The 15328-nt window shown below is 62.5% G+C and carries 16 protein-coding genes; 1 reads left to right on the top strand and 15 read right to left on the bottom strand.

From position 1 onward, the window contains the following. Positions 1–393 precede the first annotated feature (393 nt). The 15 genes from AB7951_RS17510 to AB7951_RS17440 form a co-directional block, all read right to left on the bottom strand. Entirely contained in the window at positions 394–651 is a 258-nt protein-coding gene (locus AB7951_RS17510) for a hypothetical protein (RefSeq protein WP_120291172.1), read from the bottom strand. A gap of 112 nt (positions 652–763) precedes the next feature. Next, a complete protein-coding gene (locus tag AB7951_RS17505; protein ID WP_439061354.1) occupies positions 764–2017 on the bottom strand; it encodes a multidrug effflux MFS transporter in 1254 nt (417 codons plus the stop codon). Positions 2018–2170: 153 nt separating this feature from the next. After that, positions 2171–2827, bottom strand: coding sequence for a pyroglutamyl-peptidase I (locus AB7951_RS17500; RefSeq protein WP_120290763.1), 657 nt, complete (start codon positions 2825–2827; stop codon positions 2171–2173). Between the two features lies 1 nt (position 2828). After that, the gene (gene meaB / locus AB7951_RS17495; protein WP_120290765.1) at positions 2829–3815 is read right to left on the bottom strand and encodes a methylmalonyl Co-A mutase-associated GTPase MeaB; all 987 of its coding nucleotides are present in this window, start codon (positions 3813–3815) and stop codon (positions 2829–2831) included. Continuing rightward, positions 3812–4618, bottom strand: a complete 807-nt coding sequence (locus tag AB7951_RS17490; protein ID WP_120290767.1) for a DUF3298 and DUF4163 domain-containing protein — start codon at positions 4616–4618, stop codon at positions 3812–3814. The genes meaB and AB7951_RS17490 overlap by 4 nt, the downstream gene beginning before the upstream one ends. Next, complete coding sequence (locus AB7951_RS17485; protein ID WP_158596821.1) at positions 4615–4971, bottom strand: HepT-like ribonuclease domain-containing protein; 357 nt, start codon at positions 4969–4971, stop codon at positions 4615–4617. Before AB7951_RS17485 ends, AB7951_RS17490 begins: the two co-directional genes overlap by 4 nt. A 43-nt stretch (positions 4972–5014) precedes the next feature. Then, entirely contained in the window at positions 5015–7168 is a 2154-nt protein-coding gene (scpA, locus tag AB7951_RS17480; protein WP_120290771.1) for a methylmalonyl-CoA mutase, read from the bottom strand. Between the two features lie 15 nt (positions 7169–7183). Then, positions 7184–7822: a hypothetical protein gene (locus AB7951_RS17475; RefSeq protein WP_120290773.1), complete on the bottom strand. Its 639-nt coding sequence runs from the start codon at positions 7820–7822 to the stop codon at positions 7184–7186. A 27-nt stretch (positions 7823–7849) separates the two neighbouring features. After that, positions 7850–8317 carry a GFA family protein gene (locus AB7951_RS17470; RefSeq protein ID WP_120290775.1) on the bottom strand — a complete coding sequence of 156 codons (468 nt, stop codon included), beginning with the start codon at positions 8315–8317 and terminating at the stop codon, positions 7850–7852. Between the two features lie 11 nt (positions 8318–8328). Further along, on the bottom strand, positions 8329–10200 hold the full coding sequence (locus AB7951_RS17465; protein ID WP_120290777.1) for a methylmalonyl-CoA mutase subunit beta: 1872 nt from the start codon (positions 10198–10200) through the stop codon (positions 8329–8331). 283 nt (positions 10201–10483) lie between these two features. Continuing rightward, positions 10484–10975 carry a 2-amino-4-hydroxy-6-hydroxymethyldihydropteridine diphosphokinase gene (folK, locus tag AB7951_RS17460; protein WP_120290779.1) on the bottom strand — a complete coding sequence of 164 codons (492 nt, stop codon included), beginning with the start codon at positions 10973–10975 and terminating at the stop codon, positions 10484–10486. 3 nt (positions 10976–10978) lie between these two features. After that, entirely contained in the window at positions 10979–11344 is a 366-nt protein-coding gene (gene folB / locus AB7951_RS17455) for a dihydroneopterin aldolase (RefSeq protein ID WP_089266999.1), read from the bottom strand. Beyond that, complete coding sequence (gene folP / locus AB7951_RS17450; protein ID WP_120290781.1) at positions 11341–12186, bottom strand: dihydropteroate synthase; 846 nt, start codon at positions 12184–12186, stop codon at positions 11341–11343. Before folP ends, folB begins: the two co-directional genes overlap by 4 nt. Before the next feature lie 285 nt (positions 12187–12471). After that, on the bottom strand, positions 12472–12879 hold the full coding sequence (locus AB7951_RS17445) for a DUF4332 domain-containing protein (RefSeq protein WP_068734294.1): 408 nt from the start codon (positions 12877–12879) through the stop codon (positions 12472–12474). A gap of 74 nt (positions 12880–12953) precedes the next feature. After that, positions 12954–13319 (bottom strand): hypothetical protein, encoded by a 366-nt coding sequence (locus AB7951_RS17440; RefSeq protein WP_068734292.1) that lies wholly within the window; start codon positions 13317–13319, stop codon positions 12954–12956. A 368-nt stretch (positions 13320–13687) separates the two neighbouring features. On the opposite strand from AB7951_RS17440, the gene AB7951_RS17435 reads away from it, so the two are divergent. Next, positions 13688–15313 carry a helicase HerA-like domain-containing protein gene (locus AB7951_RS17435; RefSeq protein WP_120290783.1) on the top strand — a complete coding sequence of 542 codons (1626 nt, stop codon included), beginning with the start codon at positions 13688–13690 and terminating at the stop codon, positions 15311–15313. The last annotated feature ends 15 nt before the right edge of the window (positions 15314–15328 follow it).

The following is a 15328-nucleotide window of genomic DNA, read 5'->3' as shown; positions in this document are numbered from 1 at the left end:
GATCGCGATCGCCCCTCTCGGTGGGGCAGGACGGAGGGGAATATAATCCATGTCGGGATATTGTCAACACTAGATAGGAAAAAATGTTTAGCGAGTCCCTGCCACAAATTGTCATTCCGGGGCGCGGCCGGCACTTGCCGGACGCGAACCCGGAATCTCAGCATGGGAGTCTCCGATCGTGCCAAACACATCGAGATTCCGGGTTCGCACTTCAGCGGCTTCGCCGCTTGCGTGCGCCCCGGAATGACAAGTGTGGATCGGGATTCCCCGGCTGAGGTTTGCGTTCTGTCGGCTTTGCTAAGACCGCGCCCCCGGAGTTTGGGCCAACGGGGGAGCGTGCAGGCGCATAATTTCGGACGTCGCTTCGCTGGGCGCCCCAAGGGCGCCCCCGCGCTATCGTCCCGTCAGCGCGAGCTGGAAATCCTTCTCGGCCTGGGCGTCACGCTCGTTCTTTTCCGGGCATTCGCCGGGCTCCGCCTGGCAGGGACGGATCTCATAGTCGTTGTCGAGCACGCGGCGCGGTGTCGGCTTCGAATTCTTGGCTTCGACATCGGTGACAAGGCCGCTCTCGGCGGCAAGTTTCCACACGTCGGCCTCGGTCGGATAGGATTTGCTCAGTTTCGCGTCGTCACAGAACAGTGCGTAGGGCATCGGATTGCTCCGGTAAAAATTGATAACGTTCATGGCGGCGCCGGGTTCGCCCCGACGTATTCCCAGACATTTCAAAATTGCGCGACGGCCATTGGCTGCGTCGCGAGAGCGTTCAGCTCACCATCTTGTGAGACCTGAACAAGCGGCCCTTTTCCACCACGAGGATCACCGCGAATGCAGTGAGGGTGCAAAGAAAAAGGCCGGTCGCGAACGGCAGCAGAGTGCCGTCATAGTGCTGGCCGATAACCGTGCCGATGGCGATACCCAGCAGCGTGGTCAGCGTCCCGTAGAGCGAGGAGGCCGTGCCAGCGATGTGGCCCTGCGGCTCCATCGCCAGTGCGGTGAAATTCGAGAACATCAGGCCGAAGGCAAACATCATGAGCATCGACAGCGCGATGAACAACCATAGCGGCATGAAGCCCATCGCCACGGCCAATAACATCGCCGCGCCAGCAGTGACGAAACCGAGCAGGGCGCCGTGGGAGATTGCGCGCATGCCAAGGCGATGGACTACGCGCGAGTTGAAGAAGCTGGCCGCGGCGACGCCGAAAGCGATGGAAGCAAAGGCAAGCGGGAAATATGGCCCGAGATGGAAAATCTCGGTGAACACCTGCTGCGAGGTGAACACGAAAGCGAACAGTGCGCCCTGCAGGATGCCGGCAGCGAGGCCGTAACCGAGCGTTTGCCGATGGCTGACGGTTTGCCGATAGGCATAGAGCACATCACGAATGGCGAGCGAGCGGCGTTTGGCGACCGGCAGCGTCTCCGGCATTCGCCAGGCACTCCAGGCCAGCGTCAGCAGGCCGTATAGCATCAGCACGACAAAGATGCCGCGCCATTCCGTGAGCACCATCAGGGCCTGCCCGAAAGACGGGGCGATGACCGGCACGGAAATGAAAACCATGATGGCCAGTGACATGACGCTGGCCATGCGGCCGCCGGCATAGCAGTCCCGGACGATCGACACCGCGATCACACGCGTCGCCGCGGTGCCGACGCCCTGCAGCAGGCGGGCAAGCAGCAGGATTTCGAACGACGGTGCGAACAGCGCGAGCACGCTCGCGGCGCAATAGACGGCCATGCCGCCGAGCAGGATGGGGCGCCGGCCGTAGCGGTCCGACAGCGGGCCCATGGCGAACTGGGCCACGCCGAAGCCGAGCAGGAAGACCGAGAGGACGGTCTGAAGGTGGTTGGCATCAGGAACCTTGAAGGCTGCACCGATATGCGGCAGCGCCGGCAGCATGATGTCCATGGCAAGCGGATTCAGCGCCATGATCGAAGCGATCACGACGACGAATTCGCCAAATTTCATTGGGCTATGGGTCGATGACACCGCGAGGGGGGCGTCGGCGTTGATGTCGGTCACAAAGCTGTCCCTGAAAGCATTCCCGCCATTAGGGTCTTCATGCTGCGATGCACAAGTTGACTTTCGGCATGGCTGCGTCGCGGAAACCGGCGGAATTTCCCCATTTTGTGAATTAATGTTCAGAAAATGGCTCGGGGCGTCGTCTTAACGGTCTCAAACCCTGGAATTCCGGGCTGCGTCACGCAGCTTGACCCGGGTCATGTGGATCATTTCCAGCAGGATCGCTTCACCGGTATCGGTGAGTTCGTCGGAGGTCATGCGGTGCGAGGCGGTGTCTTGCGCCAGCAGCGGCACATGGACGAAGGCCGCGAGACGTGGCCCGTTCGGCGCGCGGGTGGCCTCGATGCTGCGCCAGGACAGGTAATTGCAGAGATAGCGGCCGGCATCGCGTGAGGACCGCACGTGGGCACCGCTGGCGAGGGCGGCCCGGAACAGACGCGCCGTGTGCGGGCCGAACATCTGCGCACCGGCGCCAGGCACGATGCAGGCGCGGCGTATCGTTGTGTGGCCGGCATCGGGCCACAGCATCGACACTGCGTTGCGTGCGCGCGTCTCGATCCGGATATAGGGCGTGCGTGCGGCGAGGCCGAACATCAGCAGTGCATCCGGACGATGGCGTGCGATCAGTTCGGGCAGTTCGCGATCGACGGTGGCATAGGTGACGTCGAAAATATGCGCGATACGGGTGACGTCAGCGAAAGCGGGGCGGCGCAGCGTTGCGAGTTTTCGCACCAGCGCCTGCGTTGGATTGAACGGCGCGCCAGGGAACGGGCCGAAGCCGGTGATGAGGATGCGGGGGGCGCTGCCCATCTCAATCCTTCAACAGCGTGACGATCGCCTCCGCCGCAACGGCAGGCGTCATCGTGCCGTCGGCGACGTCGCGTTCGACCTGTTTGACCTTGCCGCGAATGCCGGGATCGCTACGCAGCCGCGCCTTCAAACGATCCTCCAGCATGGTCCACATCCATCTTACCTGCTGCTCGCGGCGGCGGGCGGCGAAATCGCCGGAGGCATTCATGGCGGTGCGATGCGCGACGACTTTGTCCCAGAGCTCGGCGATACCCGTCTTGGTCAATGCCGAATAGGTCACGACCGGCGGATGCCAGTGCTCCGAGCGCGGCGCGAGGATATGCAGCGCGCCGCGATAGTCCCCAGCGGTGATATTGGCGCGCTTCAGGTTGTCGCCGTCAGCCTTGTTGATGGCGATCATATCGGCGAGTTCGATCAGGCCTTTCTTGATCCCCTGCAATTCATCGCCGCCGCCGGGCAGCATCAGCGCAAGAAAGAAATCGGTCATGTCGCAGACCGCGGTTTCCGACTGGCCAATGCCGACGGTTTCCACCAGCACCACGTCGAAGCCGGCGGCTTCACACAGTAACATGGCCTCGCGCGTTTTCGCCGCGACGCCGCCGAGCGTGCCGGAGGACGGCGAGGGGCGGATGAAGGCGTTCGGATGGGCGGAGAGATCGTTCATCCGCGTCTTGTCGCCGAGGATCGAACCGCCGGTGCGTGCCGAGGAGGGGTCGACGGCCAGCACCGCGACCTTGTGGCCGCGCTCGATCAGATACATGCCGAGCACGTCGATGGTGGTCGATTTGCCGACGCCGGGCGAGCCGGTGATGCCGACGCGAAACGCACGGCCGGTGTCGGGCAACAGCGCCTGTACGAGTTCGCGCGCGGCCGCCTGATGATCGGCACGGCGGCTTTCCACCAGCGTGATCGCCCGCGCCAGCGCGGCGCGGCTGCCGGCGCGGAGGTCTTTGGCGAGCGCGTCGATGTCGATGGGGGCTTTCGTCACTGCGGCCCCTTGTCGTCGTCCTTCGGCCGCTCGCCGGCGAAGATCGCGCTGCCCTCGGCGGACAGATAGGGCTTGAGTGTCTCCCACGGCACGAAGGCGTCGTAATCGCCTTCGGCATAGGAGCCGACCGCATAGGGGCCGTAATGGAAGCTGAGGCCGGAGCTCTTGCCGGCCGATGTCGACGGCGCCAGCGATACCGGCCCGATCTTGAGCAGCTTCGGCTCCAGCGCATCGACGAGGCTCATGTCGGGATTGTCGTTGTCGCGCTTTTTCTTCTCGATTTTCAGATCGGCGACGACCGCATCGCGGATCGCCGTCATCGCCGGCCCGCTATCGGCGAGCTCGGTGAAGAAAGGACGAATGCTGATCATCTTGCCGACCTGCCTGTCCCACAGCAGCGTGTCGTTGGCACGATTGGGATGCGCGCCGCCGGTGTAGTTGTAGTCCGCGCGGATGATGCTGACATAGCGGCCGGAGACGAGCGAGCTCTGCGTATAGCTACGCTCCGATTCCCAGGGCCGGTTGCGGATGTCGGCAGGGAGATCGTTCATCTCCTTGCGCTGCGCGGCAAGCTCCTTGAGCGTCTTCGTAGCCCAGGCCTTGCTGCCGGCCGTGAGGTTCGTCAGCAGCGGCGCATCGGACTTGATCGCGGCATCGAAGAAGACGGCGACCTCGGTGTATTTGGCCTTGAGCTGGATGTCGGGTGTCGGCTCGGCGGCGAGGGAGATCGCTATGGAAGTGATTAGGAAGGCACAGGCCAAGCCTGCGAGACGAGAAGTATTACGGATATAAGCAAGTTTCATTCTGGAGACCTGAGCCGCGCGGCGCACCGTTCGAGAGGAGGCATCAAATCGTGAGCCCAATGTAGAAGAGTGTCTGGCTCAACTCTGATTGCGACGTTGCCGAGACGATCACTCATCTCGGCAACCGCTGTCCAGTCTACTTCAGCTTCGCGCTTCTTTATCTCATTCGGGATGTGATCCGAAGCAATTCCGATAATCTCGAAAAATCGCTCCATGGCCACGCAAGTCCTCATGTCCTTGGCGAGGTCTGCCGACGTGCGACCAGCGATAGCTTCTTTGACCAGCGCAATTTTCTCGTAGATATGCGAGAAACGCTCTGCAACGGACGGTGGCGGAATTGTGCCAGTTTCCATGGACCAGCTCATCAGGCACCCGATTGGTTGATTGTGGTCTTGATTACTCCGCCGCCTCGCTATGGCCCAGCCGTGCATTGAGCTTGTGGATCAGCTCTTCGGCGGCCTCGGAGATCACTGTGCCGGGCGGGAAGATCGCCTCCGCGCCGGCCTTGTAGAGTTCGTCGTAATCCTGCGGGGGGACGACGCCGCCGATGATGATCATGATGTCCTCGCGACCCTGCTTCTTGAGCGCGGCCTTGAGTTCGGGCACCGCGGTCAGATGGGCGGCGGCCAGCGAGGAGAGGCCGAGGATGTGCACGTCGTTTTCGACGGCCTGCCGCGCGGCTTCATCGGCGGTAGCGAAGAGCGGCCCGATATCGACGTCGAAGCCGACATCGGCGAAGGCCGAGGCGATCACCTTCTGGCCGCGGTCGTGGCCGTCCTGGCCAATTTTGGCGACGAGAATACGCGGGCGGCGACCCTCGGCGTCCTCGAAAGCGTCGATCAGCGCCTGAACCTTCTGGACCTTGTCGTTCATGGTGGACGCCTCGCGCTTGTAGACACCGGTAATGGATTTGATCTCGGCGCGGTGGCGGCCGAACACTTTCTCCATCGCGTCCGAAATTTCGCCGACGGTGGCCTTGGCGCGGGCGGCGTCGATCGCCAGCGCCAGCAGGTTGCCGTTGCCGTCCTTTGCCGAGCGCGTCAACGCCGCCAGCGCGGCATCCACGTCGGCCTGGCTGCGCTCGCCACGAAGCCTCTTCAATTTGTCGATCTGCAGCCGGCGCACGGTGGAGTTTTCCACCTTGAGCACGTCGAGCGCTTCTTCATTCTCCGGCTTGTATTTGTTGACACCGATCACCGCCTGACGGCCGGCATCGATGCGTGCCTGCGTCTTGGCCGAAGCTTCCTCGATGCGCAGCTTCGGCACGCCGGCCTCGATGGCCTTGGCCATGCCGCCGAGCTCTTCCACTTCCTGGATATGCGCCCAGGCCTTGGTCGCGAGGTCGTGGGTCAGGCGCTCGACGTAATAGGAGCCGCCCCACGGATCGATGATGCGGTTGGTGCCGGTTTCCTGCTGCAAAAATAGCTGCGTGTTACGGGCGATGCGCGCCGAGAAGTCGGTGGGCAGCGCTAGCGCCTCGTCGAGCGCATTGGTGTGCAGCGACTGGGTGTGGCCCTGCGTCGCCGCCATCGCCTCGATGGTGGTGCGCATCACGTTGTTGTAGACGTCCTGCGCGGTCAGCGACCAGCCCGAGGTCTGGCAATGGGTGCGCAGCGAAAGCGATTTCGGGTCCTTCGGATTGAACTGCGTCAGGAGCTTGGCCCACAGCAGCCGCGCGGCGCGCATCTTGGCGACTTCCATGAAGAAGTTCATGCCGATCGCCCAGAAGAACGACAGCCGCGGCGCGAAGCGGTCGACATCGATGCCGGCGGCAAGACCCGCGCGCAGATATTCGACGCCGTCGGCGAGCGTATAAGCGAGTTCGAGATCCTGCGTCGCGCCGGCTTCCTGCATGTGATAGCCGGAGATCGAGATCGAATTATATTTCGGCATCTTCTGCGAGGTGTAGGCGAAGATGTCGGAGATGATCCGCATCGAGGGTGTCGGCGGATAGATATAGGTGTTGCGCACCATAAACTCTTTCAGAATGTCATTCTGAATGGTGCCCGTCAGCTTCTCCGGCGGCACGCCCTGTTCTTCGGCGGCGGCGACATAGAGTGCGAGGATCGGCAGCACCGCGCCGTTCATGGTCATCGACACGCTCATCTGGTCGAGCGGAATGCCGGCGAACAGCGTGCGCATGTCGTAGATAGAATCGATCGCCACGCCGGCCATGCCGACATCGCCTGACACGCGCGGATGATCCGAGTCATAGCCGCGATGGGTGGCGAGATCGAAGGCGACCGAGAGGCCCTTCTGGCCGGCGGCGAGATTGCGCCGATAGAAGGCGTTGGAATCTTCCGCGGTGGAGAACCCGGCATATTGCCGGATAGTCCAGGGCTGGTTGACATACATGGTCGGGTAGGGCCCGCGCAGGAACGGCGCGATGCCCGGATAGGTGTCGAGGAAGTCGATGCCCTTGACGTCATCCTCGCCATAACCCGGCTTCACCAGAATGCCTTCGGGCGTCAGCCATGGCTCGCCCTGCGATGGCGCGCCAGCGGAAATCGGTGCGAAGGCGATGTCGGTGAAGTCGGGAATCTTGCTCATACGTTTCTTTCGAACTTATTTATGAAACCGATCGTAGAGTTCGTTGGCTATTGCGTCATACCAAAGATATTGAATCATACCGTCAGTTTTTAGCCCAGCCCGCATGGATGCCTCATCACCCAATTTCCCAAGAGTCGAGAGATTTGAGCGCATATCGGAATAAATTTTTTTCCACATGCTGTAGTTCATTTCTGGCGTCTGAGTTTCTCTATATGCGAGAAGCACGTCCTTCGCTGCGCGATAATCGAAGTTGTATTCGACTAGGAAGTGCGCCCAAACAGATCTTGTGTTAGCGACCCAAAATTGATCGGGCTGCAGCATCATTGCCATCTCTGAGCCTACACTTATTTTGAGATATCGAATGGCCGCTTGGTAGATCAGTTCAGGAATTCGAAGCGCTGATTGGCAAGCGTTTAACTGCTCCGCCAGGCTAAAAACACTTTCATTGGAGGTTTCGGCTAAAATTTTAGGGCCTAAATTGTGTTCTGACGCACTATAGTTCCCTGACAGATCAGCAATACCAATTGCGAGTCTCACGTAATTCTTCGCGTCTCCCTTCTTCATAAAACTGCGCAGTTTCTTGCTCGTCGAAAGGCGATTCTTGTAGTGCTCGTGAATGCGGTGAAAGTCGAGATCGTCAGGGGTAACTCTCATCACACTGCACCTATTAGAGTATCGATCTCAATCATGATCCGGATGCTGATAGCTGAACACTTCAGCGCATTTCTCCGGGCCAAAATTCTGCATCGTTGTCTTGCTCGGCAGGTTCGACACGTTGCCGACCCAGCCCAGGCGTGACTCCGTGCCGAATTGCTGCGTCGGCACCACGCGGTCCGGGCGGTCGAAGGCGCCGGTCATGATCTCGATCTTGGAGCCGCCGATCGCGCGATAGCTCAGCGGCGTGCCGCATTTGGCGCAGAAGTCGCGTTCCGCAATCGAAGATGACTTGAACGCCGCCGGCTTGCCGCGGGTCCACGCAAAGTTCTCGTTCGGGATATCGGCGAGCGAGGCGAATGGCGCGCCGGTGGCCTTCTGGCACATCCGGCAATGGCAGATGCTGACCCGGGTCGGCGCAGCCGACAGCGCAAAGCGGATCGCGCCGCATTGGCAGCCGCCGGTCAGCGCGGGTTTGCTCGCCGTTGCCGTCATGGCTTACTCCATCAGGCCGAATTTAGTAGATCATGGGCCTGCACCAGCATCGCCAGCGCATCGCCGCCGGCAATGATAAAATCCCTAACGCCTGCGTCGCGCAAGGGCGCCTCGAGGTCGCCGGGGCGGCCTGCCAGATAGATATGCTTCGCGCCGGCGGCCTGAAGCGCTTTTGCTGCGGGCGCGGCCTGGCCGGCATAGAGCTTGTCGGACGAGCAGATACATACCAGCGCGGCATCGGAGGCCTTCCAGGCCTTGGCGAGTACGGCTGGATCGGAGAAACCGTCGCTGTCGAGGGCTTCGATGCCGCCGGTCTCGAAGAAGCTCTTGGCGAAGGTCGCGCGGGCCGTGAAATCGGCGGGCGTGCCGAGATTGGCCAGGAACACCTTCGGACGGGCACCCTTGCGCGCCAGCAGGTGATCCGACTTGTCGCGCAGCGCCTCGAAGGGCGAGGCCAGCCGGATCGGTTCCAGCGGGTTGAACTTGATCTTGTCCTTGCCATAGGGCTTGCCGGGGATCGGCTTGACCTTCAGCACGGTGGCGCGGGCCTCATGCAGGTTCGGGAATTCGCTGGCGCCGGTGAGCACTTCGCGGCGCTTGGCGACGCTGGCCTGACGTGCAGCGCGGGTGGCGGCGACCTTCGGCTGGATCACATTGTTGCCAAGCGCCGGGAAGGCGCCGCCAGCTTTTTCGATGTCCTGGAACTGCGCCCATGCGGCGTCGCACAGTTCGCGCGTCAGCGCCTCGATGCCGCCGGCACCGGCGGCGGGATCGGTGACCTTGGCGAGATTGGACTCTTCCAGCAGCACCAGTTGGGTGTTGCGCGCAGCGCGGCGCGCAAAGCCATCGGGCAGGCCGAGCGCCAGCGTATGCGGTAGCACGCAGATGGAGTTGGCGCCGCCGAGGCCAGCCGCGAAAGTCGCCATGGTGGCGCGCAACATGTTCACATAGGGATCGCGCTGGGTGAGCATGCGCCATGCGGTGTCGGCGGCGATGAACAGCGGCTTCGGCGCGAGGCCGCAGCTTTCCTCGACGCGCGCCCACAGCAGGCGCAGTGCGCGGAATTTCGCCATGGTGAGAAATTGATCGGCATCGGCTGCGAGACGCGCATAGACCATGCTGCGGGCCGTCTCGAGCGGAATGTTATGGTCTTCCATCGCGCGCAGATAGGACACCATCACCGCCAGGACGTAGGACAGTTCCTGCGCTTCGGAGCCGCCGGCATCGTGGATGATGCGGCCGTCGGCGACGGCGAACGGGCCCTTGAAGCCTTGCGCGGCGAGCTTCTTGATGGCGTCGGTGACGGCCGGCGCCATCTCCCACCAGTTATAGGCGCTGGTGCCCCACACCGCGGTGGCGCCGATGGGATCGAGGCCAAAGCGGATATCGCATGTGGCGGGATCGATGCCCTTCGTCTTGATGTAATCGGCCAGATGCGTCACGGCCATGCGCGACTGCGGGCCGGCATGGAGTTCGATGCCGATGCCGGCGTCGAGATAGATGCCGTCGAACAGCGTCTCGATGGTGTCGGGCGAGGCGACGAGGCCGAAGCCACGCGCGCCATTAGCGCCTTCGAACACCAGCGTGAGACCAGTGGCGCCGTTTTCGAGATCGTGCAGGGCCTGCTTGTTCGACTTGCCGGCATCCGGGTGATCGATCCGCTGCATGATCTGCCATGGCGCCGCGGGCGGGCGGCCGGCGATCGGCGCCGCATCCCGGGCGCGCGGATAGATCGGCTGGATCTTGACGCCGTCATAGGTCTTGCTGATCAGCTTCTCGAACGGCGCGCCTTTCAGCACGCCATCGACGAGCTTGCGCCAGTCATCGTAACTCGCAGGCGCAAAATCGGCGGCCAGCCGCAGGTCGTCAGTCGCAGTCGACATTGAGGAACTTCACTCCCGGTATTGCTTCGTGGTTGAGCCGGAAAATGCCATGCCGAGAAGGGGTTGCCAATGGCTGTTCGAGCATGGGGATGCGCGGAATTGGCGCGTGGAGCCGGGGAGCGCGGCCGTTTCCCTCTCCCCGCAATGCGCGGGGAGAGGGTGGCGCGGACGAAGTCCGCGACGGGCGAGGGGCGGGGCACAGAGCTAAACCAATCTGGTCCGAGCTGGTCGCGCCGTGGGATCTGCGAGTGATCTTGTGAGGATAGTTCCGGCGTGTTGGCGCTCAATCGAGGTCCGGCAGCTTCTCGATGCCGGCGGTTGAAAGCGCTTTCAGATGCTCGGCAACGGTCTTGCCTGATATCACCCGGTCCGGGGCGATCTCGGCCAGCGGCACCAGGACGAAGGTGCGTTCCGTGGCGCGGGGATGCGGCAGGTGCAGTTCCGGCGTGGCGATGACGACGTCGTCATAGGCGATCATGTCGAGATCGAGCGGCCGCGGACCCCAGTGCCCCTCGGCAACGCGGTTGCGGCCGAATTTGTGTTCGATCCTGTGCAACGTGAACAACAGTGCGTGCGGATCGAGTTCGGTCTCGATCTCGATTGCCGCATTGACGAAGTGGTCCTGCGGCACGTCGCCCACCGGCGGCGTGCTGTAGTCTGCCGAGCGTTCGATCAACGCGGCCTGCGTCATGCCGCAGATATTGCCGATCGCCTTGCGGAACGTCGTGCGGACATCGCCGACATTGCCGCCGAGCGCGATGAGGACGCTGGCCATCGGTTACGCCCGCGATCTGCGCAGCACCACGCCGACATCGTCGAAGATCGCGGCGATCGGCGCGTGCGGCTTGTGCACGGTGACCTTGACGGAGCTGATGCGCGGAAAATCCGCGAGCACCGCATCGGCCACCGCTCCGGCGGCGCGCTCCAGCAGCTTGTAATTGGTGTCCTTGAAAGCGGCGATCGCGGTGGCGACGACATTGGCATAGGACACGGTATCGGCAAGGCGGTCGGTGCGCGAGGCAAGGTCGATATCGGCATCGAGTTCGAGATCGATGACGAAGCGCTGCCCGACGACGCCTTCGTAATCGAGCACGCCGTGATGGGCATGCACAGATACGCCCTTGATGAAGATCATATCGGTCATCTTAAGTCCTCGATGGCTGCGGTGACGCGCAGGGCCTGTACGGTTTCCGCGACGTCATGGGCGCGGACGATTTTGGCGCCGTGCCGCACCGCCAGCAGATGCGCGGCGAGCGATCCGCCGATGCGCTGCTGCGGTTCCGACGGCACGACGGTCGATATGAATTTCTTGCGCGAGGCGGCGATCAGCACCGGCAGGCCGAAACTGGTTAGCGCGTCGAACCGCGCCAGCGCGATCATGCTCTGCTCAGGTGTCTTGCCGAAGCCGATGCCGGGGTCGAGCACGATGTGGCCCGCGGGGATGCCGGCCCTGGCGGCGATCTCCAGCGAGCGCGCGAAAAAGTCTTTGATGTCGGCGACGATATCGATGCTGCCATCGACGGTGTCGCGGTTATGCATGACGACCACAGGCGCACTGTGCTCGGCGATGACGCGTGCCATGTCGGGATCGCGCTGCAGTCCCCAGATGTCATTGGCGATGGCGACGCCGGCGGCGAGCGCTTTGGCGACGACGGACGCCTTCATGCTGTCGATCGACACCGGCGTGCCGAGCGCGACGACGTCGGCCAGCACCGGCACGAGCCGCGCCCACTCTTCATCGGCAGTGACCGGTCGGGACCCATAGGGCCGTGTGGACTCGGCGCCGATGTCGATGATCCCCGCGCCCTCGGCGATCATGCGCCTGGCCTGTGCCAGCGCACGCTCGGGGGCATCGAACTGGCCGCCATCGGAGAAGGAATCCGGGGTGACGTTCAGGATGCCCATCACGGCAGGCACCGGCGATGCCAGCAGCGCGGCCAGCACCGGGTGGACCGTCGGAGCAGACGTTGTCGGACGCGCGATCATGAGGTCGCTTTGCGCGGTCGGGGGGAGGGAGTCAAGATGGGGCGATGCCCAACCTCTCCCCGCACTGCGCGGGGAGAGGTCGCCGCGCCTTCGCGGCGGGTGAGGGGCCATGCTCGATAGAAAGAGCAGGGGCCGCACCATCGGGTCGGTTTGAATAAACGCCTTATCGATCCGAGAGATCTTTGCAGAGGTTGATCGTGTGCCTCGCCCCTCACCCCACCCCTCTCCCCGCAAAGCGCGGGGAGAGGGAGCGCTGCCGCGCCTTCGCTGACAGAATGGGTTGTCTCAATAGGAAATCTTCAGCGGCAGCTGGCGCGCCTTTTCGATCAGGTCGCCGACCGACTTCTCCGAGGGCATCACCCGGACCAGCTTGCGCTTGTCGTTGGCGTCGCGCATCGCCTGAGCCAGGCGGGCGGGATTGCGGTGGGTCAATTCGCGTACCGTGTTGACGCCGGAGGCGCGGAGCAGTTCGGCCTTGGCCTTGCCCATACCGGGGATGCGCAGGTAGTCGGCGAGGTTCGCCCATTCGAGCAGTTGCTGTTCGCTGAACCCGGTCTTGGCAGCGAGTTCCTTGCGGCACTTCGCGGAGTGAGCGGCGTCCAGCAGCCCTTCCATGGTGCGGATGCCTGCTTTTTTCAGTTTGGTCGCGGCGAAGGCCGTCAAACCGTCAATCTTGGAGATGGGATATGTCATGGTACTCAGACGTATGAAGATCGGACGTATGAAGATGCTGGACGCTTACGCGCGGCTGCTGACGTAACAGACGGTCAGGAGAACTGGCTCAGGCCAGGTGTGCCGGCAACGATCTCGTCCATGGCATCCGCGCCGATCTTCTCGCGGCCGAACTTGAACAGTTCGCGCGCGACGCTCTGGATCTCGCCCATGCCGAGGCCAAGACCCATCAGCTTGCTGCCCAGGGCCATGATGCCGCCGCCCATCAGGCTGCTCAATCCACCACCGCCCTCTGACGATGCGATGGCTGCATCCGCACCCGGAATTTTTTCGATGAGCGCATTGACCGGCGCGGCCGGTGCTTCCTTGCGCAGGAACCCCAAGATAATGCCGACAGCCTTTTCAGCCACAGCTTCGTCGATGCCGACCTTTGCGGTCAGCGCTTTGATCAATTCGTCCATGATGCCCCGCCTCACATCGGTTGAGTGCCGATGCCCTTATGTTGAAAAGTGATCTTGAGCCGCTGTGATTCGAATTACAAGCGCGCCAACTCGCCCGACGTGCGATTCAGTGTGATCGCGTATCGAGTGTTGCACCAATGCAAGAGCAAACGTGAAATTTTGGTCAATTGTTCGCAGATGCGACAGCGCCGTACTTTGGAAAGAGCAAAAAGATACGGCTTGTGTTTCGTCCGTGGGAACGACGGACGGGTTTCAGGTGTGGCGGGAACGCTTTGCGTTTCAATCGCTCGCCAAGATGCGGTAAGATCATGGTGAGCCGCAAATTTTTTTGAAATCTTTTTCTTGATGCGCGCGACAGAGGCGATCCGATGGCGACCACCGAACTGAAGTCAGGCGATACCGACGGCAAGATCTTCATCGGCAAGGGCGACCAACCGGCATGGCTGACGCTGGCCCTCGGCAATCGCCACGGTCTCGTCACGGGTGCGACGGGAACAGGTAAAACCGTATCGCTGCAGGTGATGGCGGAGGGCTTTGCACGTGCCGGTGTGCCTGTCTTCGCTGCGGACATCAAGGGCGACCTCTCGGGTATCGCCGAAGTCGGCGAGGGCAAGGACTTCATTTTGCAGCGCGCCAAGGAGATGGCGCTGACGTTCCAGCCCGATCAGTTCTCGACCGTGTTCTGGGACGTGTTCGGCGAACAGGGTCATCCGGTGCGCGCGACCATTTCGGAAATGGGGCCACTGCTGCTGGCGCGGCTGCTCGATCTCAACGATGTGCAGGAAGGCGTGCTCAACGTCGCCTTCCGCGTCGCCGACGAGAACGGCCTGACGCTGCTCGACATGAAGGATCTGCGCGCGCTGCTCGATGCCATCGTGCCGATGACCGCCAAGAAGGACGAGGTCGATCCGCTTGCCGATGTCCGCAAGTCGGCCTTGAGCTTCGGAAACGTCACCAAGGCGACAATCGGCACCATCCAGCGCCAATTGCTCGTGCTGGAGAACCAGGGCGCCGATAAATTCTTCGGCGAGCCGGCACTGGAGCTGAAAGATTTTCTCAAGACCGATCGCGACGGCCGCGGCATGGTCAATATCCTGGTCGCCGACAAGCTGATGTCGAGCCCGCGGCTTTACGCAACCTTCCTGCTGTGGCTGCTCTCGGAATTGTTCGAGGAATTGCCCGAAGTCGGCGATCTGCCGAAGCCCAAACTGGTGTTCTTCTTCGACGAAGCGCATCTCTTGTTCAACGATGCGCCGAAGGCGCTGCTCGACAAGATCGAACAGGTGGTGCGCCTGATCCGCTCCAAGGGCGTCGGCGTCTATTTCGTCACCCAGAACCCGATCGATGTGCCCGATCGCGTACTCGCCCAGCTCGGCAACCGCGTTCAGCACGCTCTGCGCGCCTTCACGCCGCGGGACCAGAAGGCGGTGCAGGCGGCAGCACAGACCTTCCGCGCCAATCCGAAACTCGATACGGCCACGGTCATTACCGAACTCGGCAAGGGCGAGGCACTGGTCTCGTTCCTGGAAGGCAACGGCACGCCTGCGATGGTCGAACGCATCATGGTGCGTCCGCCGACCGCACGTATCGGGCCGATCACGCCTGAGGAGCGCAAGGCGATCATGAATGCCAGCCCGGTGAAGGGCAAATACGACACCGCGATCGATTCCGAATCCGCCTACGAGACGCTGCAGAAGCGCATCGCCGGGACGGCGGCGACGCCCGCTGAGGCTGGCGACGCGGCGGGTGGCGGCGGCGGTGGTGGATTTTTGGGCCAGCTCGGTGCGATCGTCGGCACCATCTTCGGCACCAATACCGGCCGCAACAGGCTCTCCACCGGCCAGGTGATTGCGCGCAGCGTCACCCGCAGCGTGACCAACAAGGTCGTCGGCGGCATCGTCGCCAATATCGGCAAGCAGGTGGGCGGCTCGCTGGGCAGTTCGATCGGCCGCGAGATCGTACGCGGGACGCTGGGCGGGATTTTGAAGCGGTAAGTGCCATTCACCACG

Origin of the sequence: Tardiphaga sp. 285_C5_N1_2, assembly GCF_052076065.1 — a bacterium.
GTDB classification, from domain to species: Bacteria; Pseudomonadota; Alphaproteobacteria; order Rhizobiales; family Xanthobacteraceae; genus Tardiphaga; species Tardiphaga robiniae.
The sequence above is the reverse complement of the archived record's forward strand: the minus strand, read 5'-3'. Positions and strand labels throughout refer to the sequence as shown.

Bases quoted from the DNA above. Each gene is read 5' to 3' on its own strand.
- folP (WP_120290781.1), bottom strand. From the start codon at position 12,186: ATGATCGCGCGTCCGACAACGTCTGCTCCGACGGTCCACCCGGTGCTG.
- AB7951_RS17510 (WP_120291172.1), bottom strand. From the start codon at position 651: ATGCCCTACGCACTGTTCTGTGACGACGCGAAACTGAGCAAATCCTAT.
- AB7951_RS17445 (WP_068734294.1), bottom strand. From the start codon at position 12,879: ATGACATATCCCATCTCCAAGATTGACGGTTTGACGGCCTTCGCCGCG.
- folB (WP_089266999.1), bottom strand. From the start codon at position 11,344: ATGACCGATATGATCTTCATCAAGGGCGTATCTGTGCATGCCCATCAC.
- AB7951_RS17485 (WP_158596821.1), bottom strand. From the start codon at position 4,971: ATGGAAACTGGCACAATTCCGCCACCGTCCGTTGCAGAGCGTTTCTCG.
- AB7951_RS17435 (WP_120290783.1), top strand. From the start codon at position 13,688: ATGGCGACCACCGAACTGAAGTCAGGCGATACCGACGGCAAGATCTTC.
- AB7951_RS17440 (WP_068734292.1), bottom strand. From the start codon at position 13,319: ATGGACGAATTGATCAAAGCGCTGACCGCAAAGGTCGGCATCGACGAA.
- AB7951_RS17470 (WP_120290775.1), bottom strand. From the start codon at position 8,317: ATGACGGCAACGGCGAGCAAACCCGCGCTGACCGGCGGCTGCCAATGC.
- folK (WP_120290779.1), bottom strand. From the start codon at position 10,975: ATGGCCAGCGTCCTCATCGCGCTCGGCGGCAATGTCGGCGATGTCCGC.
- AB7951_RS17500 (WP_120290763.1), bottom strand. From the start codon at position 2,827: ATGGGCAGCGCCCCCCGCATCCTCATCACCGGCTTCGGCCCGTTCCCT.
- AB7951_RS17490 (WP_120290767.1), bottom strand. From the start codon at position 4,618: ATGAAACTTGCTTATATCCGTAATACTTCTCGTCTCGCAGGCTTGGCC.
- AB7951_RS17475 (WP_120290773.1), bottom strand. From the start codon at position 7,822: ATGAGAGTTACCCCTGACGATCTCGACTTTCACCGCATTCACGAGCAC.
- AB7951_RS17465 (WP_120290777.1), bottom strand. From the start codon at position 10,200: ATGTCGACTGCGACTGACGACCTGCGGCTGGCCGCCGATTTTGCGCCT.
- scpA (WP_120290771.1), bottom strand. From the start codon at position 7,168: ATGAGCAAGATTCCCGACTTCACCGACATCGCCTTCGCACCGATTTCC.